The sequence below is a fragment of the Pseudomonas sp. efr-133-TYG-103a genome (assembly GCF_030209235.1).
GTDB lineage: Bacteria > Pseudomonadota > Gammaproteobacteria > Pseudomonadales > Pseudomonadaceae > Aquipseudomonas.
Genome location: NZ_JARVSK010000026.1, coordinates 198487 through 220295 on the forward strand (window position 1 = coordinate 198487; position 21809 = coordinate 220295).

Below are 21809 nucleotides of genomic sequence, written 5' to 3' on the forward strand. Positions count from 1 at the left end.
GTCAGGCAGTTTTTGTTTTTACAGCAGAAGCGGCAGCCAGCAGTGACCGGCCAATGAAATCGTGACTGTCGACGACGCCCGGCAGGGTGAAGAAATAACCGCCGCCAACCGGCTTGAGGTATTCCTCCAGCGGCTCGCCGTTAAGGCGTGTCTGCACCGTGATGAAGCCTTTTTCCAGGTCCGACTGGTAGCAGATGAACAACAGCCCCATGTCCAGCTGACCGTTCTTGTTCACGCCGTTGGAGTAGTTGAACGGGCGACGCAGGATCAGGTTGCGCTGGCTGTCCGGCGTGCGCGGGTTTGCCAGACGGATGTGGGCGTCGAGCTTGGTGATCTTGCCTTCCGGGTCCTTTTTGTAGTCCGGCACGTCGGTCTCGGCCTTGCCGTCCATCGGCGCCCCGGTGGCTTTGACGCGGCCGAAGATCGCTTCCTGTTCCTGCAGCGGCGTGCGGTCCCAGCGCTCGACGAAGTTACGGATGATCCGCACCGCCTGATAGCTGCCGTTCGCGGCCCAGGCCGGTTCGTCGCTGCCGGGCTGCACCCAGACCAACTCGTTCATCGCTTTCTGGTCGTTGGAATCCGGGTTGGCGGAACCGTCGCGGAAACCCAGGAAATTGCGCGCGCTTTCCGGTGGCTGGCCCGGCTTGAGCGGAGCCTGCGCCGGAACCGTGCCTTCCTGTTTCCAGCGCACCAGCAGCAGGTCAGGCAGGTTTTTGACGATGTCGCGCAGGGCGTGAATGTTGCTGTCCGGGGCGTTGGAGCAGAATTGAATGCTCAAGTCGCCGTGACAGCAGTCCGCTTCCAGCGCGTCGTTGGGGAAGCCGACCATGCGCTGAAGACGCTTGGGCTTGACGTGTTCCAGACCGAAACGCTCGTCGAACAGCGAATCGCCCACGGAAACGGTAATGGTCAGGTTGTCCGGGGTGACCACCGGGCCAAGAATGCCGGAATCCAGCGGTGGCAGTTTCGGGTCCACCTGCGGTACGGCGCCGCCGGTCATCAGAAAGGAAATCCGCTCGTTGAGCGTGCGGAACATGCGCTCCAGGTCTTCGCGGTCCTGAGCCAGCACGTCGAAGGAGACCATCATGCCGGCGGTGGGACGCGGGTTGACGATGCCGCTCTGGTGCACACCGTGAAACTCGTTGTGATCCTGGGTCTTCTCGCTTTTCGGCGCTTCAGTGACTTGCGCTGGCGCAGGCGCGGCCAATGCATTACCGCTCAGGCTGGCGCCGGCGATGGCGGCGCCGGCCGCACCCAGGCCCAGCAGGACACGGCGACGGTCAACGGAGACGGGAGCGTTGGTTGGATCTGAATCTTTCATGTGGATACTGTCTTCGTTCTGGTTTCAGGTCCGGGCGGGCGCATCGGCACCCGCCCGGGCACGCTTACAGGCCGGAGAGGCCCAGGGCCGGATCGATTCCATCGAGTGCATCGGCCAGTGCCTTGGCCTTGTCTGCGATTTGTTTTCTTTGTTCGGCGCTGACCTGGTCATACGGCTTGAAGCCGTTGTCGGTCTTGAGCATCAACAACTGGTCGTCCAGACCGGTGGTGGCGCTGTCGATCTTTTTCAGCACGTCGCCGGAGGTCTTGGCCAGCAAAGGGCGCAGCAGCTCGATGACCTTGCGGGTGCCCTCCAGATTGGCGGCGAAGCCGGTGACATCGATGTGGCTGTAGCGCTCTTCTTCGCCGTTGCTGCGGATCTCCGCCAGACTGCGCATGGTGCGCACGATCATGCTGGCCAGCTGTTCCGGTGCGATGCTCTGCGCCAGCAACTGCTGCTTGAGCGTGGCGATGTCGCTTTGCAGCTTCTGCACGACGGGCGTCAGGCCCTCGACCGATTTCTGCGAGAACAGACCGAATTCGATGCGATGGAAGCCGCTGAAGCCTGGGTCCTGCTCACGCTTCTCGAAGTAATCGGCACGGGCGTTGATGGCATTGTCCAGCTCGGCCAGACGCTGCGCGGCCGGGGCGATGCGCTGATACGCCGCGCGAGCCGGTGCATACGCTTGCTGAGCCTGAGCCAGGTCACCGCTTTCGATGGCCTGCTGCAGGTCGTTGACGGCGCGGATCAGCGCGCTGCTCTGGGTGCTCAGGTAAACGCGGTATTCGGACAGCGGGCCGATGAACGCGACCATCGACGGACGCGCCTTGGCGGCGGCGTCGGATTCGGCCGTGGCGGTGACGTGCAGGGTGCCGCGCGGGTTGCTCAACAGGCCGCAGGTGATGGCGTAATCGCCGGGCTGCAGGTTCGCGTTGATGATCTGGCTCAGGCCCGGCACGATGTTTTCGCGTTCTTCGACGACCAGCACGCCGTCGAGGATTTCCCACTCGACGGCCCGGTCGGAGGCGTTGACGATGCGAAATGCATTCTTGCCGGCCGGTACCGTGATCGCATTAGGCTCGCAATTCCTGGCGTGGATCGTGACCACGGTTTCGTTGCCGCTGTTGGCAACGCGTTTCTTTTGCGCAGCCTGCGAGGCGAAGTAGAACATCGCGCCTGCGGCGATCATCAGAATCACCGAGCCTGCGACGGCGAATTGCAGGGCGCGTGAAGGCTTGGCTTTCTGTGGAGGAAGGCCGGTGGGACTGGTGGTCATGGTTGCCCTTATTTGTTCGTAACTGAAGGTGAGTGGCCGTGTTCGTGCGCAGGACGGGTGGGCAGACTCACCACCCGCGCCTGAGGTTTGAAGAACAGGACCAGCGCGAAGATCAGGTAAGCCAGGTAGGCCACCAGTACGCTGACGGTCGGTGCATCCTGATAGCCGAACATGCCAGCCAGCACCGAACCGGTCGGGCCGTCCATCGGCAGCGTGGCACTGATGTCGAAGACCACGTCCTGGAAGTGGTTCCACACGCCGGCTTCATGCAGCGAGCGCACCGAATTGGCGAGGATGCCGGCCGCGACCACGAGAATGAACAACCCGGTGTAGCGGAAGAATTTGCTCAGGTTCAGGCGCAGGCTGCCTTTGTAGATGGCGACCCCCACGCACACCGCGATGATCAGACCCAGCAGCGCGCCGACCGGGCCGGACACGCCTTCGCTCTGCTGAAAAACGGCGAGCAGGAAGAACACGGTTTCAAGGCTTTCGCGGGCGACGGCGAAGAACACCATGCCGATCAGCGCGTAGGTCTGGTTTTTCGAGCCAGCGAGGGCGGCGTCCAGGGATTCATGCAGATCGTGTTTGACCGAACGCGCGACCTTGCGCATCCACACGACCATGGAGCTGAGGATGACCACGGCGACCAGGCCCACCACGCCTTCGAACAGTTCCTGCTGCTTCTGCGGGAATTCGGCGCTGACCATTTCAAGGCCGCCACCGACGAACAGGGCAAGGGCTGCGGCGAGGAAAACGCCGATCCAGACCGCTGGCATCCACTCGCCACGGCCCGTCTGCTTCAGGTAACTGGCAATGATGCCAACGATAAGCGCGGCTTCAATCCCTTCGCGCAACATGATCAAAAAAGGAACGAGCATTTATCACCGGTGTAAATCTGATAGGGTGTGCGGCCTGAATGCGTAGTACAGCCATTCGCATTCAGCCAGGGTGTAACATAATGATACTCATTATTGAATGAGCATACTTGTTTTTTTGCTTTCTCCAGAATTTGTGCATGTGTTCAGGTCGCGTTCAGCCCTCGGCCACTCCTCTTGCCGTGCGGGCGTAATCAACGTCATTCAATCCCCTTTCAGACACCTCTGCCGCAGGCGTCGCAATGAACTCGACATCAAACCGGTTCGGCCGCAGGCGTAGGAGCGCGCTTGCTCGGGGCCGCCATCGGACGAAGACTGACTTTCAGGCGCTGCAGGGCAGAATATAAAAGCACCGCGTCGACCCAGTGGCCCCAGAATTATTTTCGAAAAGCATGTGAGGTAAATCCTGCTGGCATCCGTGTAGTGAGAATCGATGCGTTTAACGACGCACGCCCTCACCACTCGATACCTCAGGTCTACCGTTCATGACAGCTCTATCCGGTTTTCGTGTCTGCGCCCGTCCCGCGCTTCGTTTCGCTCCGTTACTGGGGTTATGTTCGGCCACTGCACTGTTGTGTTCTCTGGGCCTGAGCACATGGGTCAGCGCTGAAGAGATGCAGCTGGATGCCGTTAATATCGATGCCAGCTCGCAAGCCGACGTCAGCGAGACGGAGCACAGCCGCACAAGCTATCAGGCGCGCAAGTCCACGGTCGCCACGCGCACCGAATCGCCGCTGCTGGAGACCCCGGCCACGGTCAACGTGGTGACCAATCGGGTGATCGAGGACCGGCAGCCGTCGAGCCTGGACGAGGCGATCAACGCCGTCAGCGGGGTCAAGCAAGGCAACACGCTGGGCGGCACGCAGGACGCGATTCAGAAGCGTGGCTTCGGCACCAACCGCGACAACTCGATCATGCGCGACGGCATGCAGTCGGTGCAGGCGCGCAACTTCACCCCGACCACCGAGCGCATCGAGGTGCTCAAGGGCCCGGCGTCCATGCTTTACGGCGTGCAGGATCCGGGCGGGGTGATCAACGTCGTGACCAAGAAACCGCAATTGGTGGACGCCCACTCCATTTCTGTGTTCGGCAGCAGCTTCGGTGGCGGCGGTGAGCAGATTGACCTGACGGGACCGATCGGCACCAACGGGCTGGCCTATCGGGTCATCGCCGACAAACAGAATTACGACTACTGGCGCAATTTCGGCAGCATCGACCAGTCGGTGATCGCGCCGTCGCTGGCCTGGTACGGCGACGACACCACCGTGTCGGCGGCTTACGAGCACATGGAATATTCGGTCCCTTTCGACCGTGGCACGCAGATCAACACCACCACCGGCAAGGTGCTGGACATCCCGCGCAAGCGTCGTCTGGACGAGCCGTTCAACGTGACCACCGGGCGCTCCGACTCCCTGGACCTGCGCATGGACCATCGCTTGAACGACGACTGGACCCTGCGCACCGGTTACGCGTACAGCCGCAACTACTACAACGACTACCAGTCGCGTTTCATGTCGGCCGACTTCACGACCGGCGCCGTGACCCGGCGCGGCGACGCCACCCGCGATGCCGTGCAGTTCGCTCACACCGCCACCCTCAACGCGCTGGGCAATCTGTACTGGGGCGATGTGCGTCATGAGCTGTTGATCGGCGCGGACTACATGAAGAATGATCGCGAGCTGGGTGATCTTTATCGCAGCCCTAATAAGACCGACTTCAACTACAACGACCCGGTCTACGGCGTCACGCCAAAGCCTTCCACGGTGAGTGCACCGAACAGCGACCAGATCGACCACCTGCGCACCCATGCATTCTTCGTTCAGGACGCCATGCACCTGGGCGAAAAGTGGATTTTCCAGGCCGGCCTGCGTTACGACGCGTTCGACGAGCTCACCGGCAAGGGCCGTCCGTTCATCGTCGGCGCCGACGTCAAGGACAGCAAGGTCGTGCCGCGCGTCGGTCTGGTTTACCTGATTCAGCCGCACTGGTCGGTGTACGGCAGCTACACCGAATCGTTCCGCCCGAACACCTCGATTGCAACGCCGATCGAGAGCCTGCCGCCCGAAGAAGGCAAGTCTTATGAGATCGGCACCAAGTTTCAGAACGACGCGATTACGGCGACCGTCGCGCTGTTCAACATCAACAAGAAGAACGTGCAGACCAGCGAGCCCTGCGGCACCGAGACCTGCACGCGGGTCTCGGGCGAGGTGCGTTCCCGTGGCCTGGAAGCCGACATCACCGGCCAGTTGAACGAGGGCTGGAGCCTGACCGGCAGCTACGCCTACACCGACACCCAAGTGCTGGAAGATCCGGTACTCAAGGGCGAGCCGCTGGACGGTGTGTCGAAGCACACGGGCGCGCTGTACCTGACGCGCGACTTCGGCCACGTCGGCGCGGGGGATCTGCGCGCCGGTGCCGGTGCGCGTTTCGCCAGCCGCTGGGGCGTCAACGATGGCGCTGGCAAGGAATATTACTTGCCGTCGTCGAAGGTCGCCGACGCGTTCGTCTCTTACAAGATGAAGCTGGACGAGCGCGATCTGACCCTCCAGCTGAACCTGAAAAACATGTTCGACGAGAAGTACTACACCTCGTCCAGCGGCCTGGGTTCGCCCGCCATCGCCATCGGCGAGCCACGTCAGTTGGTGGCGCGGGCCAAGCTGGATTTCTGATCAGGACAGGCCGGCCGGGCGGCGTTGCGGCATGAGCCTGGCGCAGCAGGTGTGTGCGGTGTGGCGATCGGGCTGGCAGCGATTCGGCTGAACGGGCCTGATGCAGGGGGCGTCCGCGGGACTGTTCGCGGCCGTTTTCGCATATCATCAGCCGCCAGTCACATCCCGCGTCACCGCCTTCACCAGGACACTGCCCAAGCAATGAGTTCGCCAAGCCTTTTTGCCCCACCGCCTTCGCTGTTTCTGCCGCTGACCGACGAGGTCGTCAAGGCGCTGGCGGCCGGTGAGTCGCTGAACGACTTCCTCGGCGTGGCGAGCCGTGCGCAGATGGCTGCCTTGATGCTGCTGCTCAATCTCAAGGCGTTGATCGGACAGGGCATCGCGGTCGAGATGCTGGAGCGCATGCTCGACGATGTCATGCGCGCTGCCGGTTCGGTAGAAGAGGGCGGCGGTGCGTTTGCCGATCTGGTACGCATGCGTTTCAACGCCGAAAACCTGGCCGCCAGCCTGACGGTGCTCGAGATCGCAGGGGTTGCCTTGCTTGAGGAACACGAGGTCCAGGCTCAGGCCTATCTGGACGAGGAAGGGCAGTGGGACTTCGGCTTTGGCCTGCGTCATCGCCAGACCCTCGAGCCGTTGACCCGTGACATCGTGCTGGCGACCGGCGACGTGCTGCGCCTGAGCGATCAGCAGAGTCGGATCTTCGACGAGTTTCAGGTGTGCACGGACGAGTCGTTTCATCTGCAGGCCTATGCTGGCGTGGGCAAGACCTTTCTGCTGGCGAAGTTCTTCGAAGTGCTCGATCCGGCCACGACCCTGCTCATGGCCACATTCCCCGCGCAGGTCGCCGCCCTGCGCGAGCGCGTCCTGCAGTCCAGTCCCGACAGCCGCATCAACGCCTGCACCTTTGGTCACATGGCCAACCTGTTGCTCAACCGCGACCTGACCTCTCAGGGTTGGCGCAACAGCGACATGCAGCGCACCAGTGCCAGCTCGCTGGTGGACGACCTGCAAGTGGCGCAATGGCTGAACCTGCAGAGCGTCGGCAAGCTCTATCCTCGGGACGTGGCGCGAGTCTGTCGCGCCACGGTCCACAGTTTCTGCCTGTCGCCGCTGCCGCACATCGAGGCGCGGCATCTGCCGTCCCTGGGGCACGCGGCCAGTCAGGCGGACATCGCCATGCTGCTCGAATACAGCCGATTATTGTGGCGCGAAACGGTGCGGCCCTCTGCGCCGCACATCCGGCTGCCGATTCGCAACGCCCAGCGCATCAAGTTCCTGTCGCTGACCTCGGAAGTCATTCCCGAGAACTACAGTCACATCATCATCGACGAAAGCCATGAGCTGACCGCCCCGATGGTGCAGATCCTCGATCGCAGCCCTCAGGCGGTGATCACCCTGGGTGACGAATTCCAGCAGTTGAGCGGCAAGGCGACCCGCCACGGCGGTTTCATCCGCCAGCGCTTCATGACGCAATCGATTCGCGCCGGCAAGCAGATGGCCGACGTGCTGGATCCGCTGATCCAGCTGCACCCCAGCGACATCAAGGAAGGCTTCGTCGGCCGTGCGCCGCATCCCACGCGCATCATCGGCCACGGCGTCATGCCGATTCCCGACAAGCCAACGACGATTCTGGTGGCCAACGAATGGGGGCTGTTCGCCTGGTTCAGGCGCCTGAGCGAAGCCGGCGCGAGCTTTCAGTTGCCTGCCAGAACCCTCGAACACCTGACCCTGTTCGTCAAAGGCCTGGACGGGTTGTATTGCGAAGACCTGCGGCCGCAGCACCGGCTGATTTTCCGCTATGCCTATTGGGACGCCCTGGCCTCGGCCATGGGCGCCAGCCACGAATTCAAGGCCGTGCACGAGTGGCTGGGGCAGGGCAAGCGTCTGCAGGACTTCGTCGAGACGGCGCAGCGGTTTTGCAGCGATCCGTCAGCCATCCTCAAACTGGCGACGGTGGAGGACGTGAAAAACCAGGAATTCGACTGCGTGCTGCTGTCCCGCGACCTCATGCGCCCGCCCCGCGAAGGTTCGACCCACTCACTGGCCAGCGTCTGCTCGCTGCTCTACACCGCCAGCTCTCGCGCCCGCCACGAACTGCTGCTGCCGGGCAACATGAACGACTGGTTGCAGGATCTGGGGCGTAAGCAGCGGTAAGCGGCGCGGACGGGCACGGGCTCGTCTGCAGGTTGCAGAGGTCTGCTGAACAAAACGCTGCGTCTACCCGGGATGCATTAAGCCAGTGCTTGCGCCCACAGGCTTTGTTAAATTGCCCCTCGGCGCGAGACGCATCGACATCGCGCCAGCCCCCCATGCGTTGAATCCGGAACCGTTCATGCCGAAAAAACCAGGCAGACCTGCCGCTGGTACGTCGTTGTCAGAGCCCAGAAAGGTATCAAGCCTCACCTTGATCGATGTGGCCAAAGTCGCCGGTGTGTCGCCGATGACCGTTTCGCGGGCGCTGCATCGGCCGGATCTGGTCAGCGAAGACACTCGCGAAAAGGTACGCGAGGCCGTGCGTAAGACCGGTTATGTGCCGAACATGCTGGCGGGCGGTCTGGCCAGCAACAAGAGCCGGCTGGTGGCGATATTCCTGCCGACGATTGCCAACTCGATTTTCGCGGACACCGTGCAGGCGCTGATGGATCGTTTGACCCAGGCCGGCTATCAGACGTTACTGGGGCTGACCGGCTATGACGCGGAGCAGGAAGAAAAACTGCTGGAAGCAGTATTGGGGCGGCGTCCGGATGGCATCGTCCTGACCGGCACACTGCACACCGAATCCAGCCGCGCGCGCCTGGCCCAAGCCGGGATCCCGGTGGTGGAAGCCTGGGATCTGAGCGAAGACCCTATCGACATGCTGGTGGGTTTTTCCCATGAAAAAGTCGGGGAAGAGACCGCCCGCCATCTCTTGGGCAAAGGCTACAAGCGTTTCTCCGTGGTGACGATCGGCGATCCACGTGGCGTCAGGCGTTGCAACAGCCTGATTGCCGAGCTGAAAAGACACGGCGTCGACGACGTGCCAATGGAATTGCTGGCGCCGCCGGCGACGCTGCAGACCGGCAGGGAAGGGCTGGCCAGGCTGCTGGAGCGCGGCATTGGTACGGATGTCGTGGTGTGCAGTTCCGACACGGTGGCCCAAGGCGTCCTCGCGGAAGCGGCCAGCCGTGGCCTGCGCGTACCCGAGGATGTCGCGGTCATGGGGTTCGGTGATCTGAGCAGCGCTGCCCAAGTGTATCCAGCACTTTCGACGGTGCGCGTCGACGGTAATCGTATCGGTCTGCAGGTCGCTCAGGCCTTGCTCGACCGCTTTCAGGAACACACGTCCGGGGACAAGCCTGTGCGCGTGGACACCGGGTTCTCATTGATCGATCGCGCCAGCACCTGATGCCCGTTCTATTCACCAACCGACAGACGCGGTGTTGAATGATTGCGCAATCAGTGTAGTATCCCGCTCAAGGTGATCCGTCCTTCGACGCCGATCGCCTTTTTTGATGCTTGCGATGATTGCGCAATCATAACGGTGACATCGCATTTTCAGTAGACGAATCTGGGGCGCTTGCCATGCTCGTACAACAACAAAACACCATCTCTTCGGATGCCGACACGATCGCCTGGGTCAAGGTGTCATCGGTGTTTCTGCCGCTGGCCAATCCGATCAGCGATGCCAAGGTGCTGACCGGACGGCAAAAGCCGATGACCGAGATCGCCATTCTGATTGCCGAAATCGAAACCACGGACGGCCATTGCGGCCTGGGTTTCAGCTACTCGAAGCGCGCCGGCGGTCCCGGCCAGTTCGCCCACGCCCGGGAAATCGCGCCGGCGCTGATCGGCGAGAATCCCAGCGATATCGCCAAGCTGTGGACCAAGCTCTGCTGGGCCGGCGCGTCTGTGGGACGCAGCGGGCTGTCGACTCAGGCCATCGGTGCCTTCGACGTCGCGTTATGGGACCTCAAAGCCCGGCGTGCCAACCTGTCCCTGGCTCGATTGCTCGGCGCCCACCGGGATTCGGTGCGCTGCTACAACACCTCCGGCGGTTTCCTGCATACGCCGCTGGAGCAACTGTTGCACAACACCGACATGTCTCGTGAGAAGGGCATCGGCGGCATAAAACTGAAGGTTGGCCAGCCTGATTGCGCCATTGACCTGCATCGGGTCGCCACGGTGCGCAAACATCTGGGCGACGACTTTCCACTGATGGTCGACGCCAACCAGCAGTGGGATCGCCCTACCGCGCAGCGCATGTGCCGCCGCTTCGAAGAATTCAACCTGATCTGGATCGAAGAGCCATTGGACTGCTACGACGCCGAGGGCCACGCCGCGCTGGCGCAGCAGTTCGATACGCCGATTGCGACCGGCGAAATGCTCACCAGCGTGGCCGAGCACGCCGAATTCATCAAACTGCGCGGTGCCGATTTCCTGATGCCCGATGCACCCCGGGTAGGAGGCATCACGCCGTATCTGAAAGTCGCCGCGATGGCCGAGCAGGCCGGTCTGATGCTGGCCCCGCACTTCGCCATGGAATTGCACGTGCATCTGGCGGCGGCCTATCCGACCGAGCCTTGGGTCGAGCATTTCGAGTGGCTGGAACCGCTGTTCAACGAGCGTCTGGAAACCCGTGACGGCCGCATGCTGGTGCCGACTCGCCCCGGCCTGGGCCTGTCCTTGAGTGAACAGACCAGAGCCTGGACCGCGCAGACCGCTGAGGTTGGCTCGCGGCCCTGATCATCCGATCACGACATCTTCTTTGCATGACCGGGAGCGCCTCCTGCGGGGCGCCCTTGCTGGCCGATCTATAAAAACAAAATGAGGGCTTTCATGTGGAACACACCAACACCGCTCAAGCAGCCGCACCGGCGGTCGCCACCGCCGTTCGCAGCAAAGTGCGTTATTCCATTCTGGCGATGCTGTTCATCGTCACCGCCATCAACGTCGGTGACCGCGCCACGTTGTCCATCACCGGCTCAGCGTTGACTGAAGTGCTGGGGATCAATTCGGTGACGCTGGGATACATGTTTTCGGCGTTCGCCTGGGCCTACGTGCTGGGCCAGTTGCCCGGTGGCTGGCTGCTGGACAAATTCGGCTCGGTTCGGGTGTACGGTTTATCGCTGTTTCTCTGGTCGACCATCACCGTGGCGCAGGGCATGATCGGGTTTTTCTCGGTGCCCGTGGCCATCGGCACGCTGTTTTTCCTGCGGTTTCTGTTGGGATTGATCGAAGCACCGGTCTACCCGGCCAACAGCCGCATCGTCGCTGCCTGGTTTCCGTTGCAGGAGCGCGGGCTGGCGACGGTGATATTCAACTCCTCGATGTACATGTCGGTGGTGCTGCTGGCGCCCGCGATGGGTTTCGTCGCCCACCGTTATGGCTGGGAGCATGTCTATTGGTTCATGGGCGGGCTGGGCATTCTCGTCAGCCTGGTCTGGTTCAAGTGGGTCAAGGCGCCATGCGATCATCCGGGCGTCAACAGCGCCGAGCTTGCGCATCTCCGCGACGGCGGGGCGCAGGTGGACATGGACCGGCCCAAAGCCAACGGCGCGTTCGTGCCGCGTTTTGCCGACCTGAAAGTGCTGCTCAAGAGCCCGATGATGTGGTCGATCTATCTGGGCAAGTACTGCGACACCTCGTTGCAATACTTCTTTCTGACCTGGTTCCCGGTCTATCTGGTCAAGGGGCGCGGCCTGAACATCATGGAGGCCGGTGCGATTGCGGCGATTCCCGGGATCTGCGGCTTGCTCGGCGCATTGTGCGGCGGGGCCGTGTGCGATTTCCTGATCCGCAAAGGCTGCTCGCTGTCAGTGGCGCGCAAGATTCCGCTGGTGTGCGGCATGACGATGGGCGCAACGCTGGTGTTCTGCAATTTCACCGAGTCGATGTGGGTGGTGACCATTCTGATGTCGCTGGCGATTTTCGGCAAAGGCGTAGTGGCCGTCGACTGGACCCTGGTGTCGGACACCTCGCCCAAGGAAATCACCGGAATGGCGGGCGGGCTGTTCAACATGTTCGGTAACCTGTCGGGCATCTTCACGCCAATCGTGATCGGCTACATCGTCCAGTCCACCGGCTCGTTTTCCGGCGCCATGTACGTGGTTGCGGCCCATGCGCTGGTCGGTGCGCTGGCGTTCCTGAGCATGGGCAGTCTGCGGCGGCTGACGTTGCAGCGAGCCGTGCAGTAAAACGCTGCATCGGTACGCGGCGATTCATGTGCAGCCGTTTGGCGTGCAGGCGGTCGCGATCTGCAGATTGCGACTGTCGGCCAGACCTGACGCGTCGACGTTATTGAGGGTTGGCTGCAGCGCTGCGCCACTGCTTCGGACTCAGCCCGAACCAGCGCTTGAAGGCACGGGAGAACGCGCTGGTTTCCGAATAGCCGAGAATGGACGCGAGACGCGTGATGCTCATGTCCGGTTGCTTGAGGTGGACCATGGCCGATTGCTGACGGATCTGGTCCACCAGTTGCGTGAAGCTCAGCCCTTGCTCACGCAGTTTGCGCTGCAAAGCCCATTCGGAAAGGCCGAGCGTGTGAGCGACCTCATCGAGCGCAGGTTCGCCCAGGTGCAGCGTGCGCTGGATCGTCTGGCGGGTCTGTTCCAGCAGGCTGGTTTCCCCGCCGTTGTCACCGAGCTGGCGAATGGCGTCCTTGATCAGCATCAACAGAATCGGATCGCTGCCCGGCATGGCTTTGCCGATCAGGTCGCGCTTGGGGATCAGCAGCGAGTTGCAGGCCTGACTGAACCCCACGTCACTCTGAAACGCGTCGCGGTGTTCGTGCCAGTCGTGGGGTCTGCCGTGCTCGAAGGCCACGTGTCGCGGCGCCCAGTCAGGGCCCAGCACGTGGCGCACCAGATTCAGGGCCATGCCCATGGTCAGTTCAGCGTCCTGGCGGCGCTCGTTGATCGCGCCATGACGCACCTGATAATCGAAGCGGTAGCACTCGCCCAGATCCACCAGCTCGATCAGCGTGCTGTGCTGATGAAACGGAAATGCCTGGGCGAAGTTGATCAGCGCGTCTTCCAGCGTCGCCGAGCACAAGCCGATGTAGCCCAATAGACCCAGCGCCTGAGGCTGAAACTGCTGGCCATAACGCAGGCCGAAGTTGTCGCAACCGGTCTGGCACGCGGCCTCTTCGAGCACTTTGCAGTAGTTGGTCAGCGGCAAACTCAGCGTGGGGTGCAACAGGTGTTCCGGGTCAATGCCGGCGCGGCCGAACACGCGATCCAGATCGCCACCGTGTTGCACGATAAAGCCGTCCAGCCCGTTGGCCGCAGCTGACAACACCCCGCGATTGCTGTTTGCGGATGGAGTCGGTTGGGCGCCGGAGAGGAAGGAATGAAGCATCGGTACGCGCGGCCTGTGTGCTGTGTATGAATTTCATTCAAGCAAATGTCATACCTTGTTACGGACTACGGGTTGTATTGAAAGCTGCTGCAGGCGCGTGGCGTGTCCGGCGATCGGCTGCGAAGCGGCCATGAAACCGATACATGCGCTCTTCCAGGCACGCCGTGCGATATGGATTTGCAACGACGGTGTCGCCGGTCGCGGGGCAAGTCACGCGCCTGCAGGTTGGGTGCGGCCTCTTGGATTGCTACCGGTCAACCCACTCCGCTGTGTCGTGAGGTGCCAATCATGACCCGCAATCAAGCACGGCACTGCAATCGTGCGCCGCCATGATGCACCCCACACCAAAGCCCGAGGAACTTGACCGCACACGACAACCCGCGTGCCGTGCGGTCAAGCCTTGTCCGGCAAGCATGGCTATGCTCGACATCAGACAAAAACGTCACCTGGCGACCGGGGTAAATGCACATGACTGCTTCACAACTCAAACCGACATTGGGAACCCTGCACCTGTGGGGACTGGCCGTGGGCCTGGTGATCTCCGGCGAATATTTCGGCTGGAGCTATGGCTGGGGCACCGCAGGGACGCTGGGCTTTCTGGTGACGACGCTGATGGTCGCGGTGATGTACACCTGCTTCATTTTCAGCTTCACCGAGCTCACGACCGCGATCCCCAACGCGGGCGGGCCGTTCGCCTACAGTCTGCGCGCGTTTGGCGTCACCGGCGGAATGATCGCCGGGCTTGCCACGCTGATCGAGTTCGTCTTCGCTCCGCCGGCCATCGCCATGGCGATCGGGGCGTACCTGAATGTGCAGTATCCGTCGCTCGATCCGCGCGTCGCAGCGATTGGCGCGTACATCGTGTTCATGACCCTGAACATTCTGGGCGTCAGCATTGCCGCCACCTTCGAGCTGGTGGTAACGGTGCTCGCCGTCGCCGAACTGCTGGTGTTCATGGGCGTCGTCGCGCCGGGCTTCAGCTTCAGCAACTTCGTGCTCGGCGGCTGGGCGGGCTCCGACACCTTCAGCCTGCCGGCGATCAGCGGCATCTTTGCGGCGATCCCGTTCGCCATCTGGTTCTTTCTGGCCATCGAAGGCGCAGCGATGGCCGCCGAAGAGGCGAAAGACCCCAAGCGCACGATTCCACGTGCCTACGTCGCGGGGATCCTGACCTTGGTCGTTCTGGCCATCGGCGTGATGATTTTCGCGGGCGGCGTGGGCGACTGGCGCGCACTGTCGAACATCAACGACCCGCTGCCACAGGCGATGAAAACCGTGGTCGGCAATAACTCGAACTGGATGCACATGCTGGTGTGGATCGGTCTGTTCGGTCTGGTGGCAAGCTTTCACGGCATCATCCTCGGCTACTCGCGTCAGTTCTTCGCCCTGGCGCGGGCCGGTTTCCTGCCGCCCAGCCTGGCTAAACTGTCGCGCTTCCAGACGCCGCACCGCGCGATTCTCGCCGGTGGCGTGGTCGGCATCCTGGCGATTCTCAGCGACGGTCTGGTCAACCTGCAGGGCATGACGCTGACCGCCGCGATGATCACCATGTCGGTATTCGGCGCTATCGTGATGTACATCGTCAGCATGCTCAGCCTGTTCAAGCTGCGTCGCAGCGAGCCCGATCTGGAGCGCAGCTTCCGCGCCCCGGGTTACCCGATCGTGCCAGGCATCGCGCTGGTGCTGGCCGTTGTCTGTCTGGTGGCGATGGTCTGGTTCAATCTGGTGATCTGCGGCATCTTCCTCTGCCTGATGGCCGTGGGCGCGCTGTTCTGCAAGCTGGTACGCGGACGCGGCGCGGTTGTTGCAGTCGCTGGTTAATCACCTGATTCGATAGAAGGAAGGGTACGCATGAGCTTTTCCCACAGCATCGGTGGCATGGTCTGGCGCTTCGACAGCCTGCGGGAACTCATGGCCAAGGCCAGTCCCGCGCGCTCGGGCGACTTTCTCGCCGAGATCGCCGCCACCAGCGACGCCGAACGTGCCGCCGCGCAGATGACGCTGGCCGACGTGCCGCTCAAGCGCTTCCTCAACGAAGCGCTGATTCCCTACGAGCAGGACGAGGTCACCCGGCTCATCGTGGACAGCCACGATCTGGCAGCCTTCGCGCCGGTCAGTCACCTGACGGTGGGCGGCTTTCGCGACTGGCTGCTGGGCGATGACGCCACCGAGGCGAGCCTCAAGGCGCTGGCGCCGGGGCTGACCCCGGAAATGGCCGCCGCAGTGTCGAAGATCATGCGCGTGCAGGATCTGGTGCTGGTGGCGCAGAAAATTCGCGTCGTCACGCGTTTTCGCAACACGGTCGGCCTGCGAGGGCGGATGTCGACCCGCCTGCAACCCAACCACCCGACCGACGATCCGGCGGGCATTGCCGCCAGCGTGCTCGACGGTCTGCTGTACGGCAACGGCGACGCCATGATCGGCATCAACCCGGCCACCGACAGCAACAGTGCGATCACTGAACTGCTGAAGATGCTCGACGGCGTGATCCGGCATTACGAGATCCCGACGCAGTCTTGCGTGCTGACCCACGTGACCTCGTCGGTGGCCGCCATCGAAAAAGGCGTGCCGCTGGACCTGGTGTTTCAGTCCATCGCCGGCACCGAGGCGGCCAACGCCGGCTTCGGCATCAGCCTGGAAATCCTGCGCGAGGGCTATGAAGCGGGCCTGAGCCTAAAGCGCGGCCCGTTGGGCGATAACCTGATGTATTTCGAAACCGGGCAGGGCAGCGCCTTGTCGGCCAATGCGCACCATGGCGTCGATCAGCAGACCTGCGAGGCCCGTGCCTATGGTGTTGCGCGGCATTTCAAGCCGTTTCTGGTCAACACCGTGGTGGGCTTCATCGGCCCTGAATACCTGTACAACGGAAAGCAGATCATTCGCGCCGGCCTTGAGGATCACTTCTGCGGCAAGCTGCTGGGCGTGCCCATGGGCTGCGACATTTGCTACACCAACCATGCCGAAGCCGATCAGGACGACATGGACATGTTGCTGACACTGCTGGGCGTGGCGGGGATCAACTTCATCATGGGTATTCCGGGTTCGGACGACGTGATGCTCAACTACCAGACCACGTCGTTCCACGACGCCCTGTATGCGCGCAAGACCCTGGGGCTGCGGCCCGCACCGGAGTTCGAGGCGTGGCTGACGCGCATGGACATCTTGCGTCAGGACGACGGCGGCGTGCGTCTGGGGCAGGGCGTGCCACCGCTGTTTCGCAAAGCGCTGGCGCAGCTGAAATAACGATGGCTGATGCAATCGACAGTGATGAGGGATGGGCCATGACCGATGAACACAGCAAGTCCCCGGCCCAGGCCGATGCCTGGCGACAGCTTCGCTCGCTGACCTCGGCGCGCATCGCGTTGGGCCATGCAGGCACGAGTCTGCCGACGTCGGCGCAACTGGACTTCCAGTTCGCTCACGCCCAGGCGCGGGACGCCGTGCACCTGCCGTTCGATCATGAAGCGTTGAGTGCGCAACTGGCGGCGCGTCAGCGTGAGACCCTGACCGTGCAAAGCTCGGCGCCGGATCGGCATATCTACTTGCAGCGGCCGGATCTGGGCCGTCGCTTGTCGGAGGTGTCGGTCGAGCGGTTGAGCGAGTACGCGCAGGCACACCCCGACGGTTTCGATCTGGCGCTGGTGGTGGCCGACGGGCTGTCGTCTCTGGCGGTACAGCGTCATAGCCCGGCCATGCTCGAACGCATCGACGAGATGGCCACTGCCGAAGGCTGGACACTGGCGCCAGTGACGCTGGTGGAGCAGGGCCGCGTGGCTGTCGCCGATGAAGTGGCGCAGCTGCTGGGGGCCAGGATGGTGGTGATCCTGATCGGCGAGCGACCGGGCCTCAGTTCGCCTGACAGCCTGGGTCTGTATTTCACCTACGCGCCCCGTGTGGGCCTGAACGACGCCGCGCGCAACTGCATTTCCAACGTCCGCCTCGAGGGCATGAGCTACGCCATGGCGGCGCATAAGCTGCTTTACCTCATGCGCGAATCCTGGCGCCGCAAACTGTCTGGCGTGAACCTGAAGGACGACGCCCAGGTGCCCGTACTGGAAACCCCCGACGACGCCCGCCCAGGTAATTTCCTGATCGGCGGGTGAGCGGCTTTGCAGGTGGGAGTGAGCCAACGGTCTTTGACTTTCCCTTCGATCAACGGCGCGACACCCGACGCCTTCCCGGCTGAAGCCGGTCCTACAAAACGTTTGCAGCGTCCGCAGGACCGGCTTCAGTCGGGAAGAGGCCGGTGCATGCTGGGGGGATGCGGTGGTTGGAAATCAGCCTTCGCGAGCAGGCTTGCCCACAAGTTTTACTGCCTGGCTCGATACCCGTCCACGCCGCACAACACGTGTAGGAGTGCGCTCCTACGCCTGCGGCAGACGCGGCTCTAGATCTGATCCGACGGTTTTGATCTGATCGAAGGAACGCGCTTGCACGCGGAATCATTCGGCACCGAATAGCCCAGGTGGGAGTGAGCCAACTGTCTTTAAACCCACCTTCGATTAACGGGGCGACACCCGACGCCTTCCCGGCTGAAGCCGGTCCCACGAAACGTTTGCAGCGTCCGTAGGACCGGCTTCAGCCGGGAAGAGGCCGGTACATGCTGTGGAGATGCATCGACTGGAAATCAGCCTTCGCGAGCAAGCTCGCTCCCACAAGTTTTGCGGCCTGGCTCGATACCCGTCCACGCCACACAACCTTGTAGGAGCGAGCTCCTACAGGATTCGTGCCTGGGAGGATAATTCGGAAACGCCCGGTGGTTCCTGTGGGAGTGAGCTTGCTCACGAAGAGGCCGGTGTATTCGCTGCAAATGCATCGGCTGGCATTCAATCTTCGCAAACAACCTCACTCCCACAGTTCCTCCGCTCAGGCTTCAGGCGCCGGCGATCATCAGGTTGAGGTTCTGGACGGCCGCGCCGGCGGCGCCTTTGCCCAGGTTGTCGAACACGGCCGCCAGCAGCACGTGACCGGCATTTTCGAAGACCATCAGACGCAGGCGATCGGTGTCGTTCAGTTGCCGCGGGTCCAGGCCGGTCATTGCCTTGGCTTCATCCATCCCGACGACCTCGACAAACTCGCTGCCTGCGTAGTGCCGCTCAAGGCAGGCGTGCAGTCTGGCGCCGGTGACGCCTGGCGCCATAAGCCGCAGTTGCAGCGGGATGGTCAGCACGATGCCCTGACGGAACGACCCATACGCCGGCACGAACACAGGCCGTTCGTTCAGCCCGCTGTACTGCTGGATTTCCGGCACGTGCTTGTGCGCAAGACCCAAGCCGTAGACCTGAAAAGGTGTCGCTTGCGCAGCGTCGGGGCCTTCGAATTCATCGACGCCAGCACGCCCTTTGCCCGAGTAACCCGAAACGGCGCTGATGCTGATCGGATAATCGCGCGGCACCAAACCGGCGTCGATCAATGGCCGCAGCAGCCCGACCGCACCGGTTGGGTAGCAACCCGGATTGCTGACCCGACTCGCATGGGCGATGACCTCATCGTGTCGTTCGCTCATCTGGGCAAAGCCGTAGACCCAGTCCGGATCGGTACGGTGCGCCGAGCTGGCATCGATCACGCGCACCGCCGGGTTGCTGATGCTGGCGACAGCGGCACGCGCTGCGTCGTCCGGCAGGCACAGCAGCGCGATGTCGCAGGCATTGATCGCGGCTGCCCGGCGCTCGGGGTCTTTGCGTGATGCGGCAGGCAGCGTCACCAGTTGCAGATCGTCTCGCCCTTGCAGGCGCTGGTGGATCTGCAGCCCGGTGGTGCCCTGGTCGCCGTCGATGAATACAACTGGAATGGACATGTTCGGTGCTCGCTGAAGGAGATCAATGGCGTTCATCTTCGAGCAGCCGTTAAGATAGTAAAAGTCGAATTTAATGACGTTGAAATTCAGGATTTCTGAACGAGGACGGTGGGGATGCGTGAAATCAGTCTGGACCGACTGCGCACGTTGGTCGCGATTGCTGATCATGGATCGTTTGCCGAAGCGGCGCGTGTGCTGAACCTGGCGCCGCCGACGGTCAGCCTGCACATCGCCGACCTCGAGGCCCGGGTGGGCGGGGCGCTGCTGTCGCGCACGCGCGGCCGCGTGCAGCCGTCGGCCATTGGCGAGACCTTGATCGAACGCGCTCGGCGCCTGCTGGCAGACGCCGAACAGGCGCTCGAAGACGTCGAACGGCAGGTGCTGGGGCTGGCGGGGCGCGTGCGGCTGGGCGCGTCCACCGGCGTCATCGCGCAATTGATTCCGCAGGCGCTGGACATCCTCGGCCAGCACCACAGCGGCATCGACGTACAAGTGGCCGTGCTCACCTCGCAGCAGACCTTGCACAAACTCCTCGACGGCAGCCTGGACATCGGCGTGATTGCGCTTCCGCAAACGCCGGTCAAAGGTTTGCAGATCCAGCCGTGGCGACGAGATCCGGTCATGGCGTTCCTGCCGGCGCGCTGGTCAGCTCCTTCCATCGTCACGCCCACGTGGCTGGCGGGGCAGCCGTTGATCCTCAACGACAACAGCACGCGTCTGTCGCGGCAGGTGGGCGAATGGTTCGCCACGGAAGGGCCGCAACCAACGCCGCGCATCCAGCTCAACTACAACGACGCAATCAAAAGCCTGGTGGCGGCCGGTTATGGCGCGACACTGCTGCCCCATGAGGCGTCGACGCCACTGCCGGAGCGCCGGATCGTCATGCGGCCATTGCAGCCGCCGTTGTGGCGCGAACTCGGCATTGCGCATCGCGCAGGCGATGTCGAACGCGCCATCGGGCATGTGTTGCAGGTGTTGTGGGGGCTGGAAGCGTTGTGACATCGGCCTTCGCACTCCCACGACGCCAGGTCGCCGCTGCGTCGCAGAGCGTGTTTCGGTGTGACGCAGTGATGCCGCGCCAGCGCGAAAGGCTGCTTTAATGAGGACGTTTGCCGCGTGTCTGAACCGATGGTTCAGATCCAGACCCTGGCCGAACCTGCTGAGGAAGCCCGCCGATGACCCGTCTCACCGCCAAGGATTTCGCCCCCGAGTTGCTCGAGCTTTATGACTTCTACGTTCACGGCAAGATCAACCGCCGGGAATTTCTCGACCGTGCCGCCGTGTTCACGCTCGGAGGCCTCACGGCCACCTCGATATTGTCATCGCTGAGCCCCGATTACGCGTTGGCCGAACAGGTCCAGTTCACTGACCCGGACATCGTCGCCGAATACATTTCCTACTCCTCGCCCAAAGGCAACGGGCAAGTGCGCGGTTACCTCGTGCGTCCGGCCAAGGCGACCGGTAAATTGCCCGCGGTCCTTGTGGTGCATGAGAATCGCGGCCTCAATCCGTATATCGAGGATGTCGCCAGACGACTGGGCAAAGCCGGTTTCGTCGCGCTGGCGCCTGATGGCTTGTCCTCGGTCGGCGGCTATCCCGGCAATGACGACAAGGGCCGTGAGCTGCAACAGAAGGTCGATCCCGAGAAGCTGATGAACGATTTCTTCGCCGGCCTCGAATGGTTGATGGCGCACCCGGCGTCCACCGGCAAGGTCGGCATCACCGGGTTTTGTTACGGCGGTGGCGTGTGCAACGCCGCCGCCGTGGCGTATCCGGAACTGGGCGCCGCCGTGCCGTTTTACGGCCGCCAGCCCAAGGCCGAAGAGGTCAGCCGGATCAAGGCGCCGCTTCTGCTGCATTACGCCGAACTCGACAAGCCGATCACCGACGGCTGGCCGGCCTATGAGCAGGCGCTCAAAGCGGCGGGCAAGACCTACCAGGCGTACGTCTACAAAGGCGCCAATCATGGCTTCCACAATGACTCGACCCCTCGCTACGACGAAGCTGCCGCCAGACTGGCGTGGGACAGAACCCTTGAGTGGTTCAATCGCTATCTGGTGTAGTCAGGTGCATGACATCCCTCAGCGCTGACCAACTTGCGCCGACGCGGTGCGGTAACTAGCCGCACGCGTCGGCGCACAGTCGCTAAGACACTTTGATAATTATCTTAAATGGAGCGTGGAACTAATGACGGCTGTATACAATCGCGCCTTGGAACTTGCCGTCAGTCAGGCACCGGTTTCGTATTCATGCCTTTCGTCAGCTTTGGATCCCTTTGCTCATTTTCTGACTACACTAACGAGTAACTAACACGCGGTCCGCGCCGACAGCAATCGCTGTCCAGAAGTTCAATGCTTTACTCTCGTCTGCGCAATAGTGCACACTTGTTCGCCCCGCAATACCTCATTCGGAAGGCTCTGCAACAAGGGCAAAACCCTTGATTGACTCCCCGATTTTGCAAAAGTTTAAAAATTAATGACGTTATAAAAATCGTTATAAAATCTTTTGCAATACGTTTTTTATCTGCTAATAA

15 protein-coding genes are annotated in these 21809 nt (G+C 62.3%); 10 read left to right on the forward strand and 5 right to left on the reverse strand.

Annotated features, from left to right (window positions below):
* Position 1 precedes the first annotated feature (1 nt).
* From efeB to efeU, 3 genes are all read right to left on the reverse strand, one after another.
* Positions 2–1321 carry an iron uptake transporter deferrochelatase/peroxidase subunit gene (gene efeB, locus QRN36_RS21795; RefSeq protein WP_285425959.1) on the reverse strand — a complete coding sequence of 440 codons (1320 nt, stop codon included), beginning with the start codon at positions 1319–1321 and terminating at the stop codon, positions 2–4.
* Between the two features lie 64 nt (positions 1322–1385).
* Positions 1386–2597, reverse strand: a complete 1212-nt coding sequence (efeO, locus tag QRN36_RS21800; RefSeq protein ID WP_285425960.1) for an iron uptake system protein EfeO — start codon at positions 2595–2597, stop codon at positions 1386–1388.
* A gap of 8 nt (positions 2598–2605) precedes the next feature.
* Complete coding sequence (efeU, locus tag QRN36_RS21805) at positions 2606–3475, reverse strand: iron uptake transporter permease EfeU (RefSeq protein WP_285425961.1); 870 nt, start codon at positions 3473–3475, stop codon at positions 2606–2608.
* 482 nt (positions 3476–3957) lie between these two features.
* On the opposite strand from efeU, the gene QRN36_RS21810 reads away from it, so the two are divergent.
* From QRN36_RS21810 to QRN36_RS21830, 5 genes are all read left to right on the forward strand, one after another.
* Positions 3958–6141 carry a TonB-dependent siderophore receptor gene (locus QRN36_RS21810; RefSeq protein WP_285425962.1) on the forward strand — a complete coding sequence of 728 codons (2184 nt, stop codon included), beginning with the start codon at positions 3958–3960 and terminating at the stop codon, positions 6139–6141.
* A gap of 201 nt (positions 6142–6342) precedes the next feature.
* Complete coding sequence (locus tag QRN36_RS21815; RefSeq protein WP_285425963.1) at positions 6343–8298, forward strand: hypothetical protein; 1956 nt, start codon at positions 6343–6345, stop codon at positions 8296–8298.
* Between the two features lie 178 nt (positions 8299–8476).
* Complete coding sequence (locus tag QRN36_RS21820; RefSeq protein WP_285425964.1) at positions 8477–9529, forward strand: LacI family DNA-binding transcriptional regulator; 1053 nt, start codon at positions 8477–8479, stop codon at positions 9527–9529.
* A 176-nt stretch (positions 9530–9705) separates the two neighbouring features.
* Positions 9706–10866 (forward strand): mandelate racemase/muconate lactonizing enzyme family protein, encoded by a 1161-nt coding sequence (locus tag QRN36_RS21825; RefSeq protein ID WP_285425965.1) that lies wholly within the window; start codon positions 9706–9708, stop codon positions 10864–10866.
* Positions 10867–11045: 179 nt separating this feature from the next.
* Positions 11046–12317 carry an MFS transporter gene (locus QRN36_RS21830; RefSeq protein WP_285425996.1) on the forward strand — a complete coding sequence of 424 codons (1272 nt, stop codon included), beginning with the start codon at positions 11046–11048 and terminating at the stop codon, positions 12315–12317.
* 100 nt (positions 12318–12417) lie between these two features.
* On the opposite strand, the gene QRN36_RS21835 is transcribed toward QRN36_RS21830, so the two are convergent.
* Entirely contained in the window at positions 12418–13479 is a 1062-nt protein-coding gene (locus QRN36_RS21835; protein ID WP_285425966.1) for an AraC family transcriptional regulator, read from the reverse strand.
* A 468-nt stretch (positions 13480–13947) separates the two neighbouring features.
* Here QRN36_RS21835 and eat point away from each other — a divergent pair, with 468 nt between their 5' ends.
* The 3 genes from eat to eutC are packed head-to-tail and all read left to right on the forward strand — an operon-like array spanning position 13948 to position 17582.
* Positions 13948–15300: an ethanolamine permease gene (gene eat, locus QRN36_RS21840; RefSeq protein WP_285425967.1), complete on the forward strand. Its 1353-nt coding sequence runs from the start codon at positions 13948–13950 to the stop codon at positions 15298–15300.
* Positions 15301–15330: 30 nt separating this feature from the next.
* The gene (locus tag QRN36_RS21845; protein ID WP_285425968.1) at positions 15331–16722 is read left to right on the forward strand and encodes an ethanolamine ammonia-lyase subunit EutB; all 1392 of its coding nucleotides are present in this window, start codon (positions 15331–15333) and stop codon (positions 16720–16722) included.
* A gap of 38 nt (positions 16723–16760) precedes the next feature.
* Positions 16761–17582 (forward strand): ethanolamine ammonia-lyase subunit EutC, encoded by an 822-nt coding sequence (eutC, locus tag QRN36_RS21850; RefSeq protein ID WP_285425969.1) that lies wholly within the window; start codon positions 16761–16763, stop codon positions 17580–17582.
* 770 nt (positions 17583–18352) lie between these two features.
* Here eutC and argC read toward each other — a convergent pair.
* Positions 18353–19312 carry an N-acetyl-gamma-glutamyl-phosphate reductase gene (argC, locus tag QRN36_RS21855; RefSeq protein WP_285425970.1) on the reverse strand — a complete coding sequence of 320 codons (960 nt, stop codon included), beginning with the start codon at positions 19310–19312 and terminating at the stop codon, positions 18353–18355.
* Positions 19313–19390: 78 nt separating this feature from the next.
* Here argC and QRN36_RS21860 point away from each other — a divergent pair, with 78 nt between their 5' ends.
* A complete protein-coding gene (locus tag QRN36_RS21860) occupies positions 19391–20275 on the forward strand; it encodes a LysR family transcriptional regulator (protein WP_285425971.1) in 885 nt (294 codons plus the stop codon).
* Positions 20276–20451: 176 nt separating this feature from the next.
* Complete coding sequence (gene yghX / locus QRN36_RS21865; RefSeq protein WP_285425972.1) at positions 20452–21339, forward strand: YghX family hydrolase; 888 nt, start codon at positions 20452–20454, stop codon at positions 21337–21339.
* Positions 21340–21809: the final 470 nt, after the last annotated feature.

Coding starts and splice junctions, on each gene's coding strand:
- efeB (WP_285425959.1), bottom strand. CDS start 1,321: ATGAAAGATTCAGATCCAACCAACGCTCCCGTCTCCGTTGACCGTCGC.
- efeO (WP_285425960.1), bottom strand. CDS start 2,597: ATGACCACCAGTCCCACCGGCCTTCCTCCACAGAAAGCCAAGCCTTCA.
- efeU (WP_285425961.1), bottom strand. CDS start 3,475: ATGCTCGTTCCTTTTTTGATCATGTTGCGCGAAGGGATTGAAGCCGCG.
- QRN36_RS21810 (WP_285425962.1), top strand. CDS start 3,958: ATGACAGCTCTATCCGGTTTTCGTGTCTGCGCCCGTCCCGCGCTTCGT.
- QRN36_RS21815 (WP_285425963.1), top strand. CDS start 6,343: ATGAGTTCGCCAAGCCTTTTTGCCCCACCGCCTTCGCTGTTTCTGCCG.
- QRN36_RS21820 (WP_285425964.1), top strand. CDS start 8,477: ATGCCGAAAAAACCAGGCAGACCTGCCGCTGGTACGTCGTTGTCAGAG.
- QRN36_RS21825 (WP_285425965.1), top strand. CDS start 9,706: ATGCTCGTACAACAACAAAACACCATCTCTTCGGATGCCGACACGATC.
- QRN36_RS21830 (WP_285425996.1), top strand. CDS start 11,046: ATGCTGTTCATCGTCACCGCCATCAACGTCGGTGACCGCGCCACGTTG.
- QRN36_RS21835 (WP_285425966.1), bottom strand. CDS start 13,479: ATGCTTCATTCCTTCCTCTCCGGCGCCCAACCGACTCCATCCGCAAAC.
- eat (WP_285425967.1), top strand. CDS start 13,948: ATGACTGCTTCACAACTCAAACCGACATTGGGAACCCTGCACCTGTGG.
- QRN36_RS21845 (WP_285425968.1), top strand. CDS start 15,331: ATGAGCTTTTCCCACAGCATCGGTGGCATGGTCTGGCGCTTCGACAGC.
- eutC (WP_285425969.1), top strand. CDS start 16,761: ATGACCGATGAACACAGCAAGTCCCCGGCCCAGGCCGATGCCTGGCGA.
- argC (WP_285425970.1), bottom strand. CDS start 19,312: ATGAACGCCATTGATCTCCTTCAGCGAGCACCGAACATGTCCATTCCA.
- QRN36_RS21860 (WP_285425971.1), top strand. CDS start 19,391: ATGCGTGAAATCAGTCTGGACCGACTGCGCACGTTGGTCGCGATTGCT.
- yghX (WP_285425972.1), top strand. CDS start 20,452: ATGACCCGTCTCACCGCCAAGGATTTCGCCCCCGAGTTGCTCGAGCTT.